23 protein-coding genes are annotated in these 18,817 nt (G+C 41.1%); 14 read left to right on the forward strand and 9 right to left on the reverse strand.

What is annotated here, in order from left to right; all coding sequences use genetic code 11:
• Positions 1–58 precede the first annotated feature (58 nt).
• Positions 59–940 (reverse strand): LysR family transcriptional regulator, encoded by an 882-nt coding sequence (locus NH462_RS19145; RefSeq protein WP_010379325.1) that lies wholly within the window; start codon positions 938–940, stop codon positions 59–61.
• 124 nt (positions 941–1,064) lie between these two features.
• On the opposite strand from NH462_RS19145, the gene NH462_RS19150 reads away from it, so the two are divergent.
• The 4 genes from NH462_RS19150 to NH462_RS19165 all read left to right on the forward strand — a co-directional run bounded on the left by NH462_RS19150 (position 1,065) and on the right by NH462_RS19165 (position 2,980).
• Positions 1,065–1,679, forward strand: a complete 615-nt coding sequence (locus tag NH462_RS19150) for a glutathione S-transferase family protein (protein ID WP_010379327.1) — start codon at positions 1,065–1,067, stop codon at positions 1,677–1,679.
• 7 nt (positions 1,680–1,686) lie between these two features.
• Entirely contained in the window at positions 1,687–2,055 is a 369-nt protein-coding gene (locus NH462_RS19155; RefSeq protein WP_253107284.1) for a nuclear transport factor 2 family protein, read from the forward strand.
• 10 nt (positions 2,056–2,065) lie between these two features.
• Positions 2,066–2,278 (forward strand): 4-oxalocrotonate tautomerase family protein, encoded by a 213-nt coding sequence (locus tag NH462_RS19160; protein ID WP_253107285.1) that lies wholly within the window; start codon positions 2,066–2,068, stop codon positions 2,276–2,278.
• Positions 2,279–2,533: 255 nt separating this feature from the next.
• Positions 2,534–2,980 carry an Hsp20 family protein gene (locus tag NH462_RS19165; RefSeq protein WP_017217561.1) on the forward strand — a complete coding sequence of 149 codons (447 nt, stop codon included), beginning with the start codon at positions 2,534–2,536 and terminating at the stop codon, positions 2,978–2,980.
• Between the two features lie 338 nt (positions 2,981–3,318).
• On the opposite strand, the gene NH462_RS19170 is transcribed toward NH462_RS19165, so the two are convergent.
• Positions 3,319–3,747 carry a MarR family transcriptional regulator gene (locus tag NH462_RS19170; protein ID WP_010379333.1) on the reverse strand — a complete coding sequence of 143 codons (429 nt, stop codon included), beginning with the start codon at positions 3,745–3,747 and terminating at the stop codon, positions 3,319–3,321.
• 94 nt (positions 3,748–3,841) lie between these two features.
• On the opposite strand from NH462_RS19170, the gene NH462_RS19175 reads away from it, so the two are divergent.
• Positions 3,842–4,285 carry a DUF2798 domain-containing protein gene (locus NH462_RS19175; RefSeq protein WP_010379335.1) on the forward strand — a complete coding sequence of 148 codons (444 nt, stop codon included), beginning with the start codon at positions 3,842–3,844 and terminating at the stop codon, positions 4,283–4,285.
• 14 nt (positions 4,286–4,299) lie between these two features.
• Positions 4,300–4,737: a cupin domain-containing protein gene (locus NH462_RS19180; protein ID WP_010379337.1), complete on the forward strand. Its 438-nt coding sequence runs from the start codon at positions 4,300–4,302 to the stop codon at positions 4,735–4,737.
• A 443-nt stretch (positions 4,738–5,180) separates the two neighbouring features.
• Here NH462_RS19180 and NH462_RS19185 read toward each other — a convergent pair whose 3' ends face one another.
• The 6 genes from NH462_RS19185 to NH462_RS19210 form a co-directional block, all read right to left on the reverse strand.
• Positions 5,181–5,402, reverse strand: coding sequence for an EF-hand domain-containing protein (locus NH462_RS19185; RefSeq protein WP_010369611.1), 222 nt, complete (start codon positions 5,400–5,402; stop codon positions 5,181–5,183).
• A 57-nt stretch (positions 5,403–5,459) separates the two neighbouring features.
• Positions 5,460–5,681, reverse strand: a complete 222-nt coding sequence (locus NH462_RS19190; protein WP_088533060.1) for an EF-hand domain-containing protein — start codon at positions 5,679–5,681, stop codon at positions 5,460–5,462.
• A 58-nt stretch (positions 5,682–5,739) separates the two neighbouring features.
• Positions 5,740–5,961, reverse strand: a complete 222-nt coding sequence (locus NH462_RS19195) for an EF-hand domain-containing protein (RefSeq protein WP_253107287.1) — start codon at positions 5,959–5,961, stop codon at positions 5,740–5,742.
• 57 nt (positions 5,962–6,018) lie between these two features.
• On the reverse strand, positions 6,019–6,240 hold the full coding sequence (locus NH462_RS19200; protein ID WP_010369617.1) for a calmodulin: 222 nt from the start codon (positions 6,238–6,240) through the stop codon (positions 6,019–6,021).
• 65 nt (positions 6,241–6,305) lie between these two features.
• Entirely contained in the window at positions 6,306–6,527 is a 222-nt protein-coding gene (locus NH462_RS19205; protein WP_010369618.1) for an EF-hand domain-containing protein, read from the reverse strand.
• 43 nt (positions 6,528–6,570) lie between these two features.
• Complete coding sequence (locus NH462_RS19210; protein WP_010369619.1) at positions 6,571–6,792, reverse strand: EF-hand domain-containing protein; 222 nt, start codon at positions 6,790–6,792, stop codon at positions 6,571–6,573.
• 389 nt (positions 6,793–7,181) lie between these two features.
• Here NH462_RS19210 and NH462_RS19215 point away from each other — a divergent pair, with 389 nt between their 5' ends.
• The 8 genes from NH462_RS19215 (at position 7,182) to NH462_RS19250 (ending at position 17,422) form a co-directional block, all read left to right on the forward strand.
• Entirely contained in the window at positions 7,182–8,552 is a 1,371-nt protein-coding gene (locus NH462_RS19215; protein WP_253107289.1) for a sensor histidine kinase, read from the forward strand.
• Positions 8,549–9,085, forward strand: coding sequence for a hypothetical protein (locus tag NH462_RS19220; RefSeq protein WP_010369621.1), 537 nt, complete (start codon positions 8,549–8,551; stop codon positions 9,083–9,085). Before NH462_RS19215 ends, NH462_RS19220 begins: the two co-directional genes overlap by 4 nt.
• Positions 9,082–10,410 (forward strand): sigma-54 dependent transcriptional regulator, encoded by a 1,329-nt coding sequence (locus NH462_RS19225; protein WP_017217572.1) that lies wholly within the window; start codon positions 9,082–9,084, stop codon positions 10,408–10,410. The genes NH462_RS19220 and NH462_RS19225 overlap by 4 nt, the downstream gene beginning before the upstream one ends.
• Before the next feature lie 182 nt (positions 10,411–10,592).
• Positions 10,593–12,545 (forward strand): methyl-accepting chemotaxis protein, encoded by a 1,953-nt coding sequence (locus NH462_RS19230; RefSeq protein ID WP_253107291.1) that lies wholly within the window; start codon positions 10,593–10,595, stop codon positions 12,543–12,545.
• A gap of 115 nt (positions 12,546–12,660) precedes the next feature.
• On the forward strand, positions 12,661–14,829 hold the full coding sequence (locus NH462_RS19235) for a S9 family peptidase (RefSeq protein ID WP_253107292.1): 2,169 nt from the start codon (positions 12,661–12,663) through the stop codon (positions 14,827–14,829).
• Between the two features lie 288 nt (positions 14,830–15,117).
• Positions 15,118–15,915 (forward strand): transporter substrate-binding domain-containing protein, encoded by a 798-nt coding sequence (locus NH462_RS19240; RefSeq protein WP_253107293.1) that lies wholly within the window; start codon positions 15,118–15,120, stop codon positions 15,913–15,915.
• A 76-nt stretch (positions 15,916–15,991) separates the two neighbouring features.
• Positions 15,992–16,852 (forward strand): MBL fold metallo-hydrolase, encoded by an 861-nt coding sequence (locus NH462_RS19245; RefSeq protein WP_017217576.1) that lies wholly within the window; start codon positions 15,992–15,994, stop codon positions 16,850–16,852.
• Between the two features lie 357 nt (positions 16,853–17,209).
• Positions 17,210–17,422 (forward strand): cold-shock protein, encoded by a 213-nt coding sequence (locus NH462_RS19250; RefSeq protein WP_010369631.1) that lies wholly within the window; start codon positions 17,210–17,212, stop codon positions 17,420–17,422.
• Between the two features lie 57 nt (positions 17,423–17,479).
• On the opposite strand, the gene NH462_RS19255 is transcribed toward NH462_RS19250, so the two are convergent.
• Entirely contained in the window at positions 17,480–18,814 is a 1,335-nt protein-coding gene (locus NH462_RS19255) for a magnesium transporter (protein WP_253107294.1), read from the reverse strand.
• Positions 18,815–18,817 lie beyond the last annotated feature (3 nt).

Below are 18,817 nucleotides of genomic sequence, written 5' to 3' on the forward strand. Positions count from 1 at the left end.
CCAATAGTTAATGTGGCAAAGTAATGAAGTAATGTAAACCACCTTATTTGCTTAACAATCAGTGCCCTTCACGCTTAAACCAAGCCTGTAAAAACTCGATACATTGAAGTACTGCGGCTGGCACAAATTGGCGTGCGGGATACAGTGCATATAAGGCTAGAGTTGGCTTGTCAGCGTGCTGTAATATACTAACTACCTCGCCCTTTTCAAGTGCTTCTCTACAGGCAAATTCAGGTAAAATTCCTATTCCCAAATGGCTTTTAATTGCCTGTAACATAAAAAGGACATTGTTCACTTTAAGAGAGCCTTTTATTCGCACACCTTCGTCTAATGGCCATAAGTTCTTGCGTTTTGAATAGCTGTATTCAAAACAATTATGATAAATTAAATCTTGTGCTGATTCGATTGCAGGGTGACTAGCTAAATATTGTGGTGAGGCGCATACATGATAATTAAATTGAGTAATTTCTTTACCTATATAACTTGAGTCGAACGGGCGACTGGAAGCCCGAAAACCTAAATCGAACCCCTGTTCAACTAAGTCGATATCCTCATCCCCTAAATGTATTTCAAGATCGACATCGGGATACGCTTGCATAAAGTCGGCGAACATTGCTGCCAAGTCAGTGATCCCAAGCACCATTGGCACATTCACTTTTAGCTTGCCTTTTGGTGCTTGCTGCGACTCTTGTATGAAGGTATCTGCATCCTCTAACTTATTGAGAATATCCCTAGCACGTTGTAAATAGCCTTCTCCAACATGCGTGAGCTGTAAATTGCGCGTGGTGCGATGTATAAGCCGCGCACCAAGCTCAGCTTCTAGTCGGCTGATCTCCTTACTGATCATGGATTTGGACGTATTATATTGCTCTGCAACACGAGTAAAACTGCGTACTTCAGCCAGTTTTACAAACATTTCTATCGCTCGTAGCTTGTTCATACTTTCCTTGATTATTGTTTCCACCATGTGAACTCTTGGTTCTCATTGTAGCTATATATCAAACAGCATCTAGTTTATACACTGAGCTTGTCTTTTAGCCAAGAAGCAAATAAGGAAAACCATTATGTATACGTTATATTACTTACCAGGTGCTTGTGCGCTAGCAACGCAAGTCATATTAAGAGAACTAAGACAACCCTTCGAACTGGTTGACAAACGCGGTGTTGATAACTTTTTAGCCATTAACCCAACAGGTAAAATCCCGGTTCTTAATGATGGCGAAAACAGCTTAGTAGAAGGAGCTGCAATCTTACTTTATCTACTCAATAAACACGAAAATAACCTTCTTCCTCAAGCTGATGTTTTTCAAAAGCAAAAAGCGATAGAAAACATTCTGTTTGCTAATGCTACGATGCACCCGGCTTACAATCGTCTGTTTTTTGCCACAGGTGCGATTGCTGACGAGCATGCACGCCAGCCATTTTTAGAAGCGGCAGCAGTTGCCATCAACGAATTATGGGTGTTAGTCGAGAAAAAATTAGCGCAGCAAGCATTTTTAGGCGGCGATCAGGTGTCCACTGCGGATATCATGCTGGCTGTATATGCGCGTTGGGGCGCCTATTTTCCAGTCGACATTGTCATTCCAGAAAAGGTCAGCAAAATGTTAGCTGAAGTTGAGGCAAGACCCAGCTTTATCGCCTCGATAGCAGCTGAACAAGCACACAGTACAGACGCATGAGCTTAATATGACTAAGCCTATTTTCAAACCACAGGATTTAGACAAAGTAACTGCAGTTATTCAACAATATTTTGAAGGGCTACACCAAGGAGATATTAAAAAGTTGGATGCGATTTTCCACGCTGACGCGGTGCTCAAAGCTCCAGGAATGAGGCGCACCAAATCACAGTGGCTAGATTTGGTCTCATCTCGACAAACGCCCGAAAGCCAAAGCGCTGCTTTTAATTACCGTATTTTGTCGGTGGATGTTGTAAACCATCAAGCAATGGTCAAGCTGTATTGCCCACTATTTGAACATCACTATATCGACTTTATCGGTTTACTTAAGGAAGATGAACAATGGCGTATCGTCAACAAAATGTATGATGATCTGTAGGAGATAATCGATGCCTATCATCAATATTAAAATCACAAAGGAAGGCGTTACACCTGCTCAGAAGCAAGCCTTAATAAAAGGTGCAACTCAGCTTATGGTGGATGTCCTTGATAAAGCGCCACAAGTTACTTTTGTCGTCATAGAGGAAGTTGAAACTGACAACTGGGGAATAGGGTTTGATCAAGTCTCTATGTTGCAACAGCAAAACTTAAGTCCTAAATAACGCACTAAAAAGAGGCATCAAATGGTGCTTCTTCACCTGCAAAGACAATTTTCTTGAAAAAGAATCTTATAAAATTCAGGTAAATAAAAACTTTTTTAAAAAAGTTTCTTGAAAAGTATTTGCCTCGTCCATAGATAGTATTGTGAGGACGCCGACAGGGTCCCAACCCAAACTAAGTAAATGTTTTATATGCTATTTATTGGCTTTAATTGAAGCAATAAATAGCTTAATTATCGCTTTATGAGGATACAAATTATGCGTACAGTAGACCTATCTCCACTTTATCGTTCATTCATCGGTTTTGACCATTTAGCACAGTTAATGGATGCAGCATCACGCAACGAAAAGCAACCAAGCTTTCCGCCATATAACATCGAAGCTACCGGTGAAGACAAATACCAAATTACCATGGCTGTTGCCGGATTTACCGAGCAAGAGCTTAGCCTTGAGTCAGAAAACAATACTCTGACAGTCAAAGGCGAAAAGCAAAACAAAGAAGACAAAGCTGAGCGCAGATTTATCCATCAAGGCATCGCAGAGCGTAACTTTGAGCGTAAATTCCAACTTGGCGATCACGTCAAGGTGATTGGCGCAGGACTTGAAAACGGCCTGTTAGTCATTGACCTTGAGCGCGAGATTCCAGAAGCACTCAAGCCAAGAAAGATTGAAATTGGCAAAGGCAATCTCATCGAAAATAAATAATCGATTGAGGTCACTTCCCCCTGTTTTTACATGATGTCACGTTTCCAAGTCGCCCTCGGGCGACTTTTTTGTTTTGAGTTGCTAGTTTACCCATTTTATAGCGTTGAGTAGGTTTTAAGCTAGCAGCGTTAAACTCAGTTCCAACCGCCAGCTCAATTCACCTTGCCTACAAAGTGTGGGCACCTTAGTGCGAGCAAGAAGCGCAGTTATCTCCAAAGCGTTCTGAACAGCAAACTGGTATCTATAAGTAATTTGGGGTCGCTCCCACTGGCGTTCATCTCAAGACATCCAACATACAATTCATAATAAAACACCGATAACAACAGTTAAGCCAACATCTATGGTTCTCTTGTCAAATTAGCTGTCATGCTCACCGCAATATTGTTAAATACTTCTACTTGTTCGTGAGATAGGCCAGTACACATTTTTTGTATCAACTCAGCCTCTATGACAAGCATTCGTTTCAATATCGCTTTGCCATCCTTTGTTAAACCTAAAAAATGGCTTCGAGTATCATTTGGATTTTTTGTCTTTTCTATTAACCCCTTCTTTGACATCTCTTTAATCAATCTCGCTAATTGACTTTTATCTCTATCCATTAGTTCTGACATCAGAGCAGCTGTACAGTTTTCTGTTCTATTAATTAGATGAAGCGACTGAATTTCCATCGGTACCACATCAATCCCCTGCTCTCTAACTGCTTTTAAAACTAGAGATTTAAACTTAAAGGTTAATGCTAAAAAGCTATCTGGAAGTTCTCTGTTCAAAATCCACTCCTTTATTGGTTGACATTATCAACAATAACAGCTAACCTTCACAGAATCAATAGTTGATAATATCAACCTTAATTAAGAGGCGATTATGAATTTAGTTAAAAAGGTACTTGTTGCGGTCCCTATGGTAGTCACATTGGTGGGTATATTAACTTTCGTGATGACCTATCAAAATATAGGGTTTACCAACCGGTTTGTTGAGCAATGGCTGACCTCTACTTTATTGTCTGCCACAACTATTGCTCCAATTGGTTTTGTCATGGTTATGGTAATCTCAAAGGTTGCTGAATCACTGATGCCAAACACAGCAAAGATCATTAAAAATACTGTGATTGGTATATCAATGGCCATTATCATGGAAGGAATTATGGCCGCGGTTACAACTATTAATAATGTCCCTTACAGATCCATGAGTGAATTTATCAACACTTGGTTTCATGCATTTACCATCGCGCTGCCTGTCGGGTTGTTAATTTCAGTTTTTATGACATTGACTGTGAAGCCTCGCCTTGAACGATTTATGGCTAGCTGAAAAAGAAGCTTGTTATGAGATACAAATACATTAAAGCTAATAGCGCAGAAACTCATCGTCTTGTTGGTGGAGAAATAACATCACTACTTGTTACGGGAGAAGATACCAACAATAGAGTCTCAATATTTGATAGCCTGATACCACAAGGCAATGCCGCACCTTGGCACTACCATGAAATAGATGATGAAATTTTCTATATCATCCACGGCTCTATAGAATTTGGTGTTGAAAATGAGGTTATTACTGCAGATAAAGGTGACTTACTTGTGGCTGGTCCTAATGTTAAGAGGCGCTTTAAAGCGTTGACCGATAGCCATTTACTTGTCATAAATTTACCTTCAGGACCGTCGGAAAATTTTATTCGAGATATCGCAAGGTTGTCAGATGGAACAGCCTTGAGTAAACAAGACAGACTTAAGTTTGCCAAAAAGTACAAAATTCATTTTTGTTAGCTTGCGCTGCCACAACTAATGATTGAAAAATATCAACTTTAAGTGCTATCCACAGAGTTACATTTAACACCTTACAAAAATCAATACACTCAAAACAAAAAAACAAAACAAAAAAAGCTTGGCTATCAAGCCAAGCTTTGGGTGCGGTGCGAATAACCGCCTTACTCTTACCGACTATGATCCTTCACTTTACTTCCCTAATGACATCCAAACTCTCAATTTGGAGCTCAAAGATTCTGATAGCGATGCCTCGCTGTAAGTATTCCTTTATACCAGTTTGTTTAAACTTGCCCGAAAAAAGGCGCTTAGTTGAACAAATCAGTAATGTTGCCAAGTAACTCAACAATAATCATAATCTTTGAACTCTATTCCCTGCTCCCTGACATCAGTTCCTTTTCCTCTGTCACTCCTTTGCGCAGGTAAATCTACTTCTCGAGCTCTAATTAGCCTTTAAAGTTTGCGAATTCTGTTTCGCTTAGCTCGCCGTCTGCATCAACGTCTAGCTCTTTAAATTGCTCAGCAAGTGCAGTATGCGCTTGCGCTTCACTCATGCTGATTGTGCCGCTTTGATCTGTATCTAGCGCAGCGAAGTCTTCACCCGCCATTGCGTTAACAGAAGCAAAAGATAAACCGGTGATTGATAGTGCAATTAGTACATTTTTCATCATTTATTCCTCAAAAATTTAAATACGGTTCGTTTCGTGAAATTGGAGAGCTAATACTTAGCCTTTGAAATTTGCGAATTCTGTTTCGCTTAGCTCGCCGTTTGCATCAGCGTCTAGCTCTTTAAATTGCTCTGCAAGTGCAGTATGCGCTTGTGCTTCACTCATGCTGATTGTGCCGCTTTGATCTGTATCTAGCGCAGCGAAGTCTTCACTCGCCATTGCATTAACAGACGCGAAAGATAAACCTGAGATTGATAGTGCAATTAGTACGTTTTTCATCATTTATTCCTCAAAAAATGTAAATACTGTTCGTTTCGTGAAATTGGAGGGCTACTGTTTAGCCTTTAAAGTTTGCGAATTCTGTTTCGCTTAGCTCGCCACTTGCATCAGCGTCTAATTCTTTAAATTGCTCTGCAAGCGCCGTGTGTGCTTGTGCTTCGCTCATGCTGATTGTGCCGCTTTGATCTGTGTCTAGCGCCGCAAAGTCTTCACCCGCCATTGCATTAACAGACGCGAAAGATAAACCTGTGATTGATAGTGCAATTAGTACGTTTTTCATCATTTATTCCTCAAAAATTTAAATACTGCTCGTTTCATGAAACTGGAAGGCTATTACTTAGCCTTTGAAATTTGCGAATTCTGATCCACTTAACTCGCCGTCAGCGTTACCGTCTAGCTGAGTGAATTGCTCAACAAGATTTGGATTTACTTTCGCTTCGCTCATGCTAATTGTGCCACTACCATCGGCATCATATTTGGCAAAGTCGTCACCAGCCATTGCATTAACGGATGCCATTGACAGGCCAGCAAGGGATACTGCTACTAGTAGATTTTTCATCATATTCTCCTTAAAATTCAGTCTTGGCGGAGAGTCCGAAGACTCACCGATACCAAACTTTCAAATTAGCCTTCAAAGTGCTCGTACTCTGACTCGCTCAGCTCGCCGTTACCGTCAACGTCAAGTGTCTTAAATTGCTCAACTAACTTAGGGTTGACCTGCGCCTCACTCATACTGATTGTGCCGCTGCCATCAGTGTCGTACTTTTCGAAGTCGTCCATCGCCATTGCCGATGCTGAAACCAATGTCATACCTGTAATTGAAAGTGCTGCTAGTAAATTTTTCATGATCTTCTCCTTAACGATTAAAGTGATGTGATAACTCGGCAAATTAACCTTCGTAGTTATCAAATTCTGCTTGGCTTAGTTGACCATCTTGGTCAGCATCTAGCTCATTAAATTGAGCAAGAAGGCCTTCATCTGCTTTTGCTTCTTCAATAGAGATGTAACCGTCACCATTCATGTCTAATTTGTCGAAATCCGTGTTTGCGTGTGCACCTACTGATGCCAAAGTCATTACTGCTGCTGATACTGCGATTGCTAGATTTTTCATCGTGCTTTCCTCATAAGATTAAAAACTAAATTCTGTGTTAAACGTTTTGCTATTAAACGTTTTGCTATTAAAGCAAAAAACTGATTTTGCATTTGTTTTTGCGTTTCGTTTTTCGCTTTCGAGATAACTATTCCAACTTTGATGCCAATATTGAAAAAACACCGTTTATCAACAAGTTAAGAAAAACCACATGAAAAGATTAAGGTTGGATTAAGGCTGACTGTTGCTAAATGGCAACAGTTAAAAAAGCGAAAAATAAAAAGTCTTTATTTTTCTTAAAGTTAGATTGTCGCAGCTTTGCAACAGGTAAATTTTGGGGTAGAAAATTTTGCAAATCTCGCAACACCATTTGATTGAAATTTGTGCACCCTTTTAAAGGATTTAGCATCGTGAAAAAAATTTTTTCTCAGTCATTACAAAAACAGGCACTTATTGCCATGTTTATTGGTGTGCTTCCAATACTCACACTGACTTTGTGGTACGCCCAAGCACTGTCCAAAAACCAACAAAAAACACAGGATATTTATAATAAAAATCAAAAACTTATTCTTGAGTACAATTTTGTAAAAGCAGATATCAGCGCGCTTGAAAAAGCGCTGCAAAATAATCAGCTACTACAAAGTGAAACACTGCAAGAAAGCATCGAGCAGAAGTGGCAAAACACCAAAAAACGCATTCAATTATTAAAAATAAACCTACCCGATTCGCTGTTTGTTGCTAAATGGCGACAGTTCGCTCCTGATGAGATCAATGCCACTTCAAAAGCTGAAGAATTTCAACAATTGGTTAAGGTGCTTAATCAATTCGAGGAAAACTTTCAGCAAACACTTAATAAACGCTTATCTGATCAAGAAGCCCATTTCGTGCAGCTGCAAACATGGTTTATGTTTGGTCTCGTTATCTTGCTACCCACCCTTATCGTGATCAGTATCTTTTTGATCAACCGGATTTGTCAGCAGCTTAATCAGGTAGAATCTGCGGTATCTGAGGTAGGTAAAGGTAATTTCGATAAGTCGGTTGAACTCTCTGGCAGTCATGAATTGCAGCAATTGGGTGACAGGTTAAATTGGTTAAGGCTCGAACTTAAGCGTATTCAACAACAAAAGGAAACCTTCTTGCGCCATGTTACTCATGAGCTTAAAACCCCTTTGGCATCGCTAAACGAAGGAAGCAGCTTATTAAATAGTGGACTACTTGGAGATGTTAATCCAAAACAACAACGTATTCTCATCATTATGGAAAACTCTGTTGCAAAGCTTGGATCATTGATCGATGATTTGCTCAGCTATAGTGCGGCCAGTCACCCTGATAGCCTACATCACGACGCCGAAATGAACCTTATCCAAGAAGAAGTCTCAAAGCATCTTAGCGATAAGCTAGGAAAGACTGATGTGATAGTGAATTGGCAAAATCATGATGACCTAAAAGTACCTTATCTTCCGTGCAAATTAGTGTTAACTCAGTTAGTGAGCAATGCCATCGATCACGCTAAAAGCAATGTCACTATTTCAATTGAAGAAAAAAATGGCGAAGTATTGTTGATAGTCTGTGACGACGGTGATGGCATCGACATCAATGAAGCCGATTCATTATTCCAGCCATTTGTTCGTGGTGAGAAAAATAAAAATAATAATGGCAGTGGCTTAGGTTTAGCTATTGTCTCTGAGTGTGTGAAGCAATTAAAAGGCTATGTGAAATGGCTATCAGTAGAATCTGGCGCCAGTATTCAAGTCGCCTTTCCAAAAAGGGATCCAAAATGAAATACATCGCATTAAGTATCACGCTATTTTTGCTCGGTGGTTGTGCCACAACGGAGCAAAACGTCGAGCAAACAAAGCAGTTTATTGGCCCTGTAAAAACAGAAACCAGCGCTAAGTTTGTGCCTTTAGCTGAAGTGATCAAAGCCTTAGTCAGCCAATGCGCCAAAAAACATAACGTGACATTTAACGATTACTATAAAGGTGCGCTGCACTTACAGGGCTTTATTCACACCTATTGCGGTACAGACTCAACCACCAAGCAACTTAAAGCCATTGAAGAAGTAAAGCTACAAGATTATTGGCCAGACGATTACAACATTTGGTTTGAATCGCTGGCTTGGCATACTCAAAGCCTTCGTGAGCAAAAAATCAGTAATTATTACTCTGACAATAAGGCGCAACAACATCAAGAGCAATTATTACAAACCCAAAAACAGCTTGCCGAGCTAAAACAAAAGCTTGCCGACATAGAAAAACAACGTTTAGAAACCGATCTTTCTGAAAACCCATCACTTGAGGAGGATTCACTATGAGTCAAACACAACAAGGCGCAAAGTTACTTTTAGTGGATGACGATACGTCTTTAACTGAGCTACTGGCAATGCGTTTAGAAAGCCACGGCTACGAAGTTGAAGTAGCTCATCGTGGTACACAAGCGTTAAATATCCTCAAGCAAATGCCTATCGACTTGGTCATTACCGATTTGAAAATGGCGCACATGAATGGCTTTGAACTTAATGAGCAAATAAAAAAGTATTACACTGGCATGCCCGTTGTGATGATGACCGCTCACGGCTCAATTCCTGACGCTGTTGACGCCATGCAGCAAGGCTTTGTGAGCTTTTTAACCAAGCCCATTGACTCTCAGCAAATGCTCGATGTCATCAATGAGGCGCTTGCAGGAAAAGTGAGAACCGCACAAACTTCGGATCCAAATAACTTCCATGGGTTGTTATTCCAAAGTGCCGCCATGCGTCAATTAGTACAACAAATTCAAGCACTTGCCAGCAGTAATGCAAACATTCTCATCCAAGGCGAGAGCGGTACAGGTAAAGAAGTGACGGCAAAAGCAATCCATTTGGCCAGTAACCAAGCGCAAGGTCCGTTTATTGCGATTAACTGTGGCGCAATGCCCGCTCACCTGCTGGAGTCTGAGCTATTCGGCCATAAAAAAGGCGCGTTTACCGGCGCAGTGAGCGACAAAGAAGGTTTAGTACAAGCAGCGGATGGTGGCACCCTATTCCTCGACGAAATTGGTGATATGCCGCTTGATTTGCAAGTTAAGCTACTGCGTGTTTTACAAGAGCGAACCGTTCGTCCTGTGGGTGGCCAAACTGAGCATAAGGTCAATGTTCGTTTTGTCTCTGCAAGCCATAAGAACATTCAAAGCGCCGTTGCCGAAAAGCAATTTCGTGAAGATTTATACTATCGATTAAACGTAGTGTCTGTTGAAATCCCAAGCTTAAGAGAGCGATTGGAAGATATTCCACTACTTGCATCACGCTTCTTAAGTGCACTTAGCGATGGCGAAAAGCAATTTAACCAACAAAGTATTACGCATTTGTTGAATTATCATTGGCCGGGCAACATCCGTCAGCTCCATAATATTGTGGAGCACTGTGTTGCTATTACGCCAGGTAAAATGATCACTGAAGATATCGTACAAAAAGCCCTGCCTAAGGATAAAGAGCAGAATGCGTTTACAGGATTAAATGAGGCGAAACGCCAGTTTGAGTATGACTACATCCAAAAAGTACTGGCACTTTGCGAAGGGAATGTGTCGGAAGCTGCAAAACTTGCACAACGCAATCGCTCTGATTTTTACAAATTACTTAAAAAACATGAGATCCAGTGCTAAACCTATTAGAGGGGTAACATTAGTTTTAATTTCTGAAGCACGTTGCTTGGTCAAATTTACCACGGCAAAGAGCTTGTTATACGGACTTGAACGAGCCACGCCCGTGGCTCAAGTTAGCCCCGAGAATATGCGCTCCTCCTAGGAGCATAATAAAAACACTCGGATAGTTAAGGGTTGTCTGTATGAAAATGCGCAAAAAGCTCATTATTAGCTTTGTTCTCACTGTGATCATTCCTATTTTAGCGATTTCTGTGGTCAGCATTTCTCAGACCAAAAGTGACTCTCTCGATAAATTCCTTGATGCTTCTGGCAATGAGATAAGACAAGCCGAACAGTCTTTTGTACTGTTTTTTGAGCAGATGAAGAAAAATGCTCGCTTCCTCGCCGAGTCCAAGGCCGTGCAACAAGTGGGTCAAGACACCACCACTTATTTTGGTGCAGAGAAACCAATGACTCCGCTACAGAACGGTCAAACAGAAGCCAATATTTTTGAGCTTTACCGCGCATTTGGACAAACCCACGAAGAATTATTGTTTGTATATCTTGGCACTGGATCTGGTGGTTTTATTCAGTATCCTGCGGAGCCCCTTGGCGATTACGATCCAAGAAAACGCCCTTGGTATCAAAATGCCTCTAAAGATCCCAGCAAAGTTATCCTTACTGAGCCTTATCAAGGAGTAACAGGACAAGCCATGGTTTCTGTTGCCACAGGTATAAAACGTGACGGCAAAGTAATTGGCGTACAATCATTAGACGTAACGCTTGCTACACTGACCGATATCGTTAGCAATATTCGTCTTGGGGAGTCAGGATATTTAATCCTTCTTGATGCCGACGGCACTGTACTTGCCGATCCTAAAAATAAAAATCATAACTTTAAACACATTAAAGATCTCACCAGCACACTTTACGAGGCCATTCGCAGCGCCACAAACGAACCCTACCTCACTATTGAAACTGATAATAAAACCTATGATGCTAAGATTTATCGCTCTGACACACTCGGTTGGCAATTTATCGCGGTGATCGATGAAGATGAAATCTTAGCTTCAGCTTACGATATGACGATTAGTATCACTATTATCGCAGTCATCATGGTGATTTTATTTATTATTATTGCAATCACACTTGCCAATAAAATAGTTGAACCTATTGAAATGGTGTCTGATGGTTTAAAAGAAATAGCACAAGGTGAAGGCAACCTTTCCAAACGTTTAAAAGTCATCACCAATGATGAAATTGGAGAGCTGGCCGCGTGGTTCAATAAATTCTTGGACTCAATTAACTCGCTCGTAAAAGATATTCAAAGCAATGCCTCAACATTGAATGATGCTGCATTAGGGTCACAAAAGAGTATCAATGATATCCGTAATCAATGCCATGCGCAGGCTGAAGACTCCGCCAGTGCTACCACAACCACTGAAACCGTAGAACAACTTGCCACTGAAATAAGTGAAAGCTGCGGTCATACTTTGGAGGATGTTGTCACTGCGGACGGACACGCACAGCGTGGTAACAGCACAATAGAAAGTACAGTATCGCAGGTTGCGAGGCTTAATCATTCGTTGGCTGAGTCCGCCAACGCCATGAACCAGCTCGAAAGTGAAAGCCAAGATATCACTAATATTTTAGGCGTGATCCGCTCTATCGCAGAGCAAACTAACCTTTTAGCGTTAAATGCAGCGATTGAGGCTGCCCGTGCAGGTGAACAAGGTCGGGGCTTTGCGGTGGTTGCTGATGAAGTAAGAACCCTTGCGCAGCGCTCACATGACGCCACGCAGGAAATAGAGCAAGTGTTAACCAATCTCATCGCCCAAACGAGGACGGTATCAGCCCAAATGACGTCAAGCGTAGGCGAGTCAGAGACGACTATCAAACAATCACAAAGCGCGCAGCAAGCATTTACTGATATCGCGCAGGCAGTATCAAGAATAAAAACTTCGGTTTCCAATATAGCATCACAAGCTTCATTACAAGGAGAAAATGCAGGCCACACTAGACGTTTGATTGACTCGGTGGATGTTTCTGTACGACAAGTCGGAGAAGAAACAGCCGCATTAAATGCAGGCGCTGACCAATTAGTTAGCTTAGCCAAAGACTTAGAGCGTTTGGTTGGCCGCTTTGATATTGACTGAATAGAAAACTAATATCTTGTTTTTCGCAATTGTTACAAAATATCGTCTCAATTAGTTGTCCTCATAATAAGAACTAGTTAGACTCGATAAATTGATTTATTACAGAAGAATAAAAATGAAGAAATTTAAATTTACATTAGTAGCAGCATCTTTGGTTGCTGTACTCGGTTGTCAAGAAGCGCCGTCACAACACACAAAGTCTGAAGTCACAGCTGAGCAATCCACAGCGGTAACTGCACCTGTAGCTGAAAAGATCCCACACAAGACCACCATTCACGGTCAAGAACTTGTTGATAATTATCACTGGCTACGTGACGATACCAGAAGTGACGAAAAGGTGTTGTCACACTTAAACAAAGAAAATGCCTATACCGACAGTAAGCTCGTAAACACAGAGCAACTACAACAAACCTTATTTGACGAAATTAAAAACAGAGTGGTCAAAGATGACCGCAGCGTGCCAGTATTAAACGGCAGTTATTATTATTTTAGTGCCACTGAAGGTGACAAAGAATACTTCACTTATTACCGCAGCGAACATCAAGATGGTAAAAATGCAGAAGCTATTTTTGATGCGAATATCCGCGCTGAAGGTCAAAACTATTATGGTGTCGGTGGTCTTTCCATTTCAACCAACGAAAACCTGTTAGCTTTTGCTGAAGATACATTAAGCCGTCGAATTTATACGATTCGAATCAAAGATTTAACGACAGGTAAGTTATTGGACGATACGATTGAAGGCGCTTCGGGTCCTATCGTTTGGGCAAATGACAACAAAACTATCTATTACATCAAAAAAGATCCGGTTACTTTGCTTGGTTATCAAGTGTTCCGCCATACTCTAGGCACAGCACAAAGCACAGATGAATTAATTTACGAAGAAAAAGATAACAGCTATTACACGTATATCTCAAAGAGTAAAGACAAGAGCAAAATATACATTCACCATTCAAGTACCGAGGCGTCAGGTGTATCTTTACTCGACGCTGATAATGTAAAAGCAACTCCTGAGCGCTTTATTCCAAGAGAAAGTGGTCACGAATATAGCATTGCTAAACTTGGCGACTGGTATTACATCCACACCAATAAAGATGCCGTAAACTTTAAGCTGATGCGCGTTAAAGCCAGTGATGCAAGTGACGTTTCAAAATGGCAAACCGTTGTACCACACAATGCCGATGCAAAACTAGATACCTTTGAACTATTTAATCAGCACCTAGTTTACGAAACGCGTGAAAATGGCCTTAGCCAAATCACTGTATTAAATTTAGATAATAACGAAAGCAAGCGTTTAACCTTTAATGACCCGGCTTACGCCGTTTATTTAACTAGTAACGAAAACCTAGATGCAAATGCGGTAAGAATTGGTTATCAGAGTATGACGACCCCGGCTTCTGTGTATGATGTCGACCTTGCTAGTTTGGACAAAACATTATTAAAGCAAGACAAAGTATTGGGCGACTTTGCACCTGAAAACTACCAATCTGAACGTATTTTTATCACCGCACGTGACGGCATAAAAGTACCGGTTTCAATTGTTTATCGTAAAGATAAGTTTAAGCAAGATGGTTCAAACCCGTTATTACAATATGGTTATGGTTCATACGGTTCTAATGTTGAGCCAACCTTTTCAATAAGCCGATTAAGCCTTTTAGATCGTGGTTTTGTCTATGCTATTGCACACATTCGTGGTTCAGAAACGCTTGGCCGTCCTTGGTATGATAATGGCAAAAAGTTAAACAAAAAGAACACCTTTAACGACTTTGTTGATGTCACTAAAGCACTCGTTGAGCAAAAGTATGGGGATGCTTCACGTATTTATGCCAGAGGTGGCAGCGCAGGTGGCCTATTGATGGGTGCAGTCATTAACCAAGCGCCAGAGTTGTACGATGGTGTACATGCGGCAGTTCCATTTGTAGACGTGATCAATACCATGCTTGACGAAACGCTACCGCTAACTACAAATGAGTACGACGAATGGGGCAACCCAAATGAGAAGACGTATTTTGATTACATGCTGTCTTACTCACCTTACGACCAAGTTAAAGCCCAAGCATATCCAAACCTGCTTGTAACCACGGGTTTGCATGATTCTCAGGTGCAGTACTTCGAGCCTGCGAAATGGGTCGCTAAGCTACGCGAATATAAAACAGACGATAATCTACTGCTGCTAAAAACTGATATGGAAGCAGGCCACGGTGGTGCGTCTGGTCGCTTTAAGCGTATTCACGATGTCGCATTAAGCTATAGTTTCTTTATCGCACTTGCTGAGAATAAACTGTAGTAAACGTTCACATTATACAAAGGAGGCTTCAGCCTCCTTTGATTGCTCTTGCCCAACTATTCAACTGACTTTCTTTAGTACACATTTTCCCTAAAAAGATCTAAATATACTTTAGCAGTGTCAATACCTAAGTGCGTCAATCTAAGCATTGATGAAGCATATTAAATACATAAATATTGGGAATTTTTAGCCCAAGTTCTCCATAACACAAGTTTAGTACCCTCTCCTAACAAACTAGCTATTTGTTGGCTATATTTAAAAAATGACTACTCCGTACATAAGTGAAAAATGAATTTATTTCGCTTTGTTTTTATTTGCTGCTGTATCTCTCTGCCGCTTTTATCTAACGCTGCTCCCCATAAACCTGAATACTCAGCACCTATTAAAGTAACCATTTTGGTCGACGATGCTTACCCACCCTATAGTTATCAAATTAACGGCGAGCTTTATGGCATCTATGTCGATATAGTGAAGCAAGCTGCGCGTTTGCTGAGTCATGAATATCAAGTTAACTTGCAAGCGGTACCTTGGAAGCGAGGTGTTTCCTCTATGGCATCCGGTGATGCAATGGCGTTAATGCCACCTTATATTCATATCAAAAAACGCCCCTATATCTGGCCGTATTCAATTCCTCTTCAAGAAGAGGTGGTGGTTGCCTTTTGCAATCAGGGGATCACGTTAAAAAACTTGCCTCATGTAAAACCAGAAAGAGTGCTTAATATTGGTATTAATGACGGTTATATCATCTTAGATGAAAGCCTAATGGAAGCGCAAAAACAAGGACTTATTCAACTTTGGGAAAACAAAAGCACACGTTCAAATATCGAAAAGCTCGCACGTGGGCGCGTTGATTGTTACGTTAATGATCGCCTTTCCACGTTACTTGGTATTAATAAAATGTCACAGATAACACCAAGTTTAAACACCAGTAATATTGTTGAAGATAAAATAGTAATGCGTCGCACTGCCCACATTGGGTACTTAAAAGGGTTTGAAGAAAAATATCCATTTAAGCAAGATTTTATCCTAAAGATGGATGCTGCATTGAGGCAGGTAATAGACAACGCAGCAGCGGCAGAAGAGTGAACCTGCACGCATGATAAAACACCTTAAGCCACTGCTTTATAGAAATAAACAGAAAATAGAACAAAAAGGATGGATCATGATTAAATTAGCAAGAAATTCGTTCGCTGCCATTGCGTTTGGATTGATAAATACTTCAAACGCACAAGCTGATGCCGTTGAGTTTAAGTTGCAAGAGGTAACAAAGGGCCTTCACGTGCTATTTGGGCAAGGCGGTAATATTGCGATAAGTTCAGGCTCAGATGGCGTTTACATTGTCGATGATCAGTTCGCTAAACTCAGCGAACAAATTAAAGCAAAAATCAAAACTATCCAACCCAATGCACCTGAGTTTGTGATTAATACCCATCATCATGGCGACCATACAGGAGGCAACGAAAATTTTGCACAAGCAGGCAGCCATGTTATCGCGCATCACAATGTATATAAGCGGTTGGAGCAAAAACACGGTGATGGATCTGACTACTTGCCAACTTTGACGTTTGGCAGTGATATGAAGCTCCACTTTAACCAAGAGCATGCTCACTTGTGGCATTATCATCACGCCCATACCGATGGCGATGCAGTGATCTTTTTTGACCGAGCAAATGCCGTACATATGGGCGATATCTATTTTAATTTAGGCAGCTTACCTTTTGTCGACGTCGACAGCGGCGGCTCCTTAGATGGAGTCATTGCAGCGGTACAAGATGTGATAAAGAAAATAGACGACAAGACCACCGTCATACCAGGCCATGGCCCTGTAACAGATAAACAAAATTTACAAGATTATCTAGCTCTATTACAAAAAGCGAAAACGATTATGCTAGATGCAATGAAAAATAATACAAGCTTGGAAGAAGTTGTAGCCGCGCGCCCACTACAAGTACTTAATCTTAACTATGCTAATTGGCTACCAGAAGAGCGCGTTACCACTTTATTCTATCGAAGTTTAAAATAAGCAAGCTGAAGAATACAGAATACGATGGACAGTTTGGTAAGATAAAGCGAAGAAAACACATGTTTCAAATTCGTCCATCCTAATCAACGTGACACCAATAAATCCGCTCAAAATTTACTTTTGCTCATTTTTTAAACAAAAAGTTGCAAACTTCATTGGACAGCGCCTTAAGAACGCTATACTATATGCAGGCTTTAGATACTTAGAGCACTTACTACTGCTGCACTGTTTTTTCTTGATACTCTTTTTTTTAAAAAGTCGTTTATAGATATACCAATGCGTTACTAGCTAAGTTTTATCTATCGCTTTATCGGTGATTTTCACCACATATTTAATTTTTTGAAAAAGGTTTCAATTATGTCTAACACAGTAAACGGCACAGTTAAGTGGTTCAACGAAGAGAAAGGTTTTGGTTTCATCACTCAAGAAAACGGCGGTAAAGACGTATTCGTACATTTCCGTGCTATCGTTTCTGACGGTTTCAAAACTTTAACTGAAGGCCAATCAGTGTCTTTCACAGTTGAAGAAGGCCAGAAAGGTCCTCAAGCAAGCAACGTAGTAGTTAACTAATACGTATTGCTCAGAGCTAGTGCCTGCACTAGCTCTACGAATTTCCTCATTCCTCACTTAGCCTTTCGGCAACATATCTGACAGCAACAACGCAATCCCCAAAAATGACATAAAACCTGCTATATCTGTAATTGTCGTAAGTACAATTGATGAAGATTGCGCAGGATCGAGTCCAAATTTTTTCAATGCAATTGGTACAATAGCGCCTGAGCTTCCCGCAATGACAAGAGACGATATCATCGCCAGCGCAATAACAAGTGCAAGACCGAGTGATTGACTCCACAAATATACGCCAATGCCACAAGTAACCGCTATTGCTATGCCATTTAACAGCCCAACCATCATTTCTTTTAGCATCACCTGATACCAGTGTCGCGTTGAAATTTCTCGTAGTGTTAAGCCTCGCATCGTTACAGCCAAAGCTTGAGCCCCTGCGTTACCCGACTGCCCAGCTGCTACTGGCAGCAAAATAGCTAAAGCGGTAACTTGAGCAATCAATCCCTCAAATGCCCCCACTACGGCAGCGGCTGCAAATGCGGTTAACAAGTTAATTTGTAACCACGGAAGCCGTTTCTTTACTGCAAACCAACTACTTGATAGGGCTTTTTCGTCTTTACTTGCACCTACCATGGTCTGCATATCACTTGCTAAATCTTCTTTGGTTGACTGATAGGCATCAAAAAATCGGATCTGCCCAACTAGCTGTTGCTGCGCATCAAGTACTGGAATTGCTCGCACTTTGTGCCCTTCAAACGCTTCCACGACCTGATCTTTATGATCCATCACATTTAGCGTGACTCGGATCGGCGTCGCAACCTGCATTAGCGTTTTACTTGAGGAGCTTCCCACTAAGGTATTGAGTGTTGTCTCGCCCACTAAATCCTGCTGTTCGTTTAATACGTAGATAACGTCTGGCACTTTTCCGTCTAATCGTTTCAGTTGCGCGAGCACTTCACGTAGTGTCGTATCTGAGTAAAACGCTTGCACTTTTTTGTTCATCATTCTCGCAGCGGTATTTTCAGGAAAAACCAGCAACTCACTGAGCTCATTCGCTATGGTTGAATGCTGCTCTTTTAATTTAGCGAGTAGCACCTGCTGCGCTTCCTGCGACTGCTTGTTCAAAAGCCCGACCGCAATATGGCTATCTAGGCTCACGATAAATTGTGCTTGATAATCCACCGGAAATTGCTGGAAAATTTGTTCAGCGGCTCCCGGCGGCAAATATTTCCATAAACGATAAATGATATGTTGTGCCTGCTGTTGTAATAATTCAGCGGCTTCGTCTGGAGGTAAAGTGCCAAGGAGCTGCGCACTTTTGAGCGGAAACTTATTTAAAAACTCATCACTGAGCTGCTCTACCGCTGACTCTAATGTATCTTTTGCTGCGCCCATCGC

Source organism: Pseudoalteromonas sp. OANN1 (assembly GCF_024124685.1).
Classification (GTDB): Bacteria; Pseudomonadota; Gammaproteobacteria; order Enterobacterales; family Alteromonadaceae; genus Pseudoalteromonas; species Pseudoalteromonas piscicida.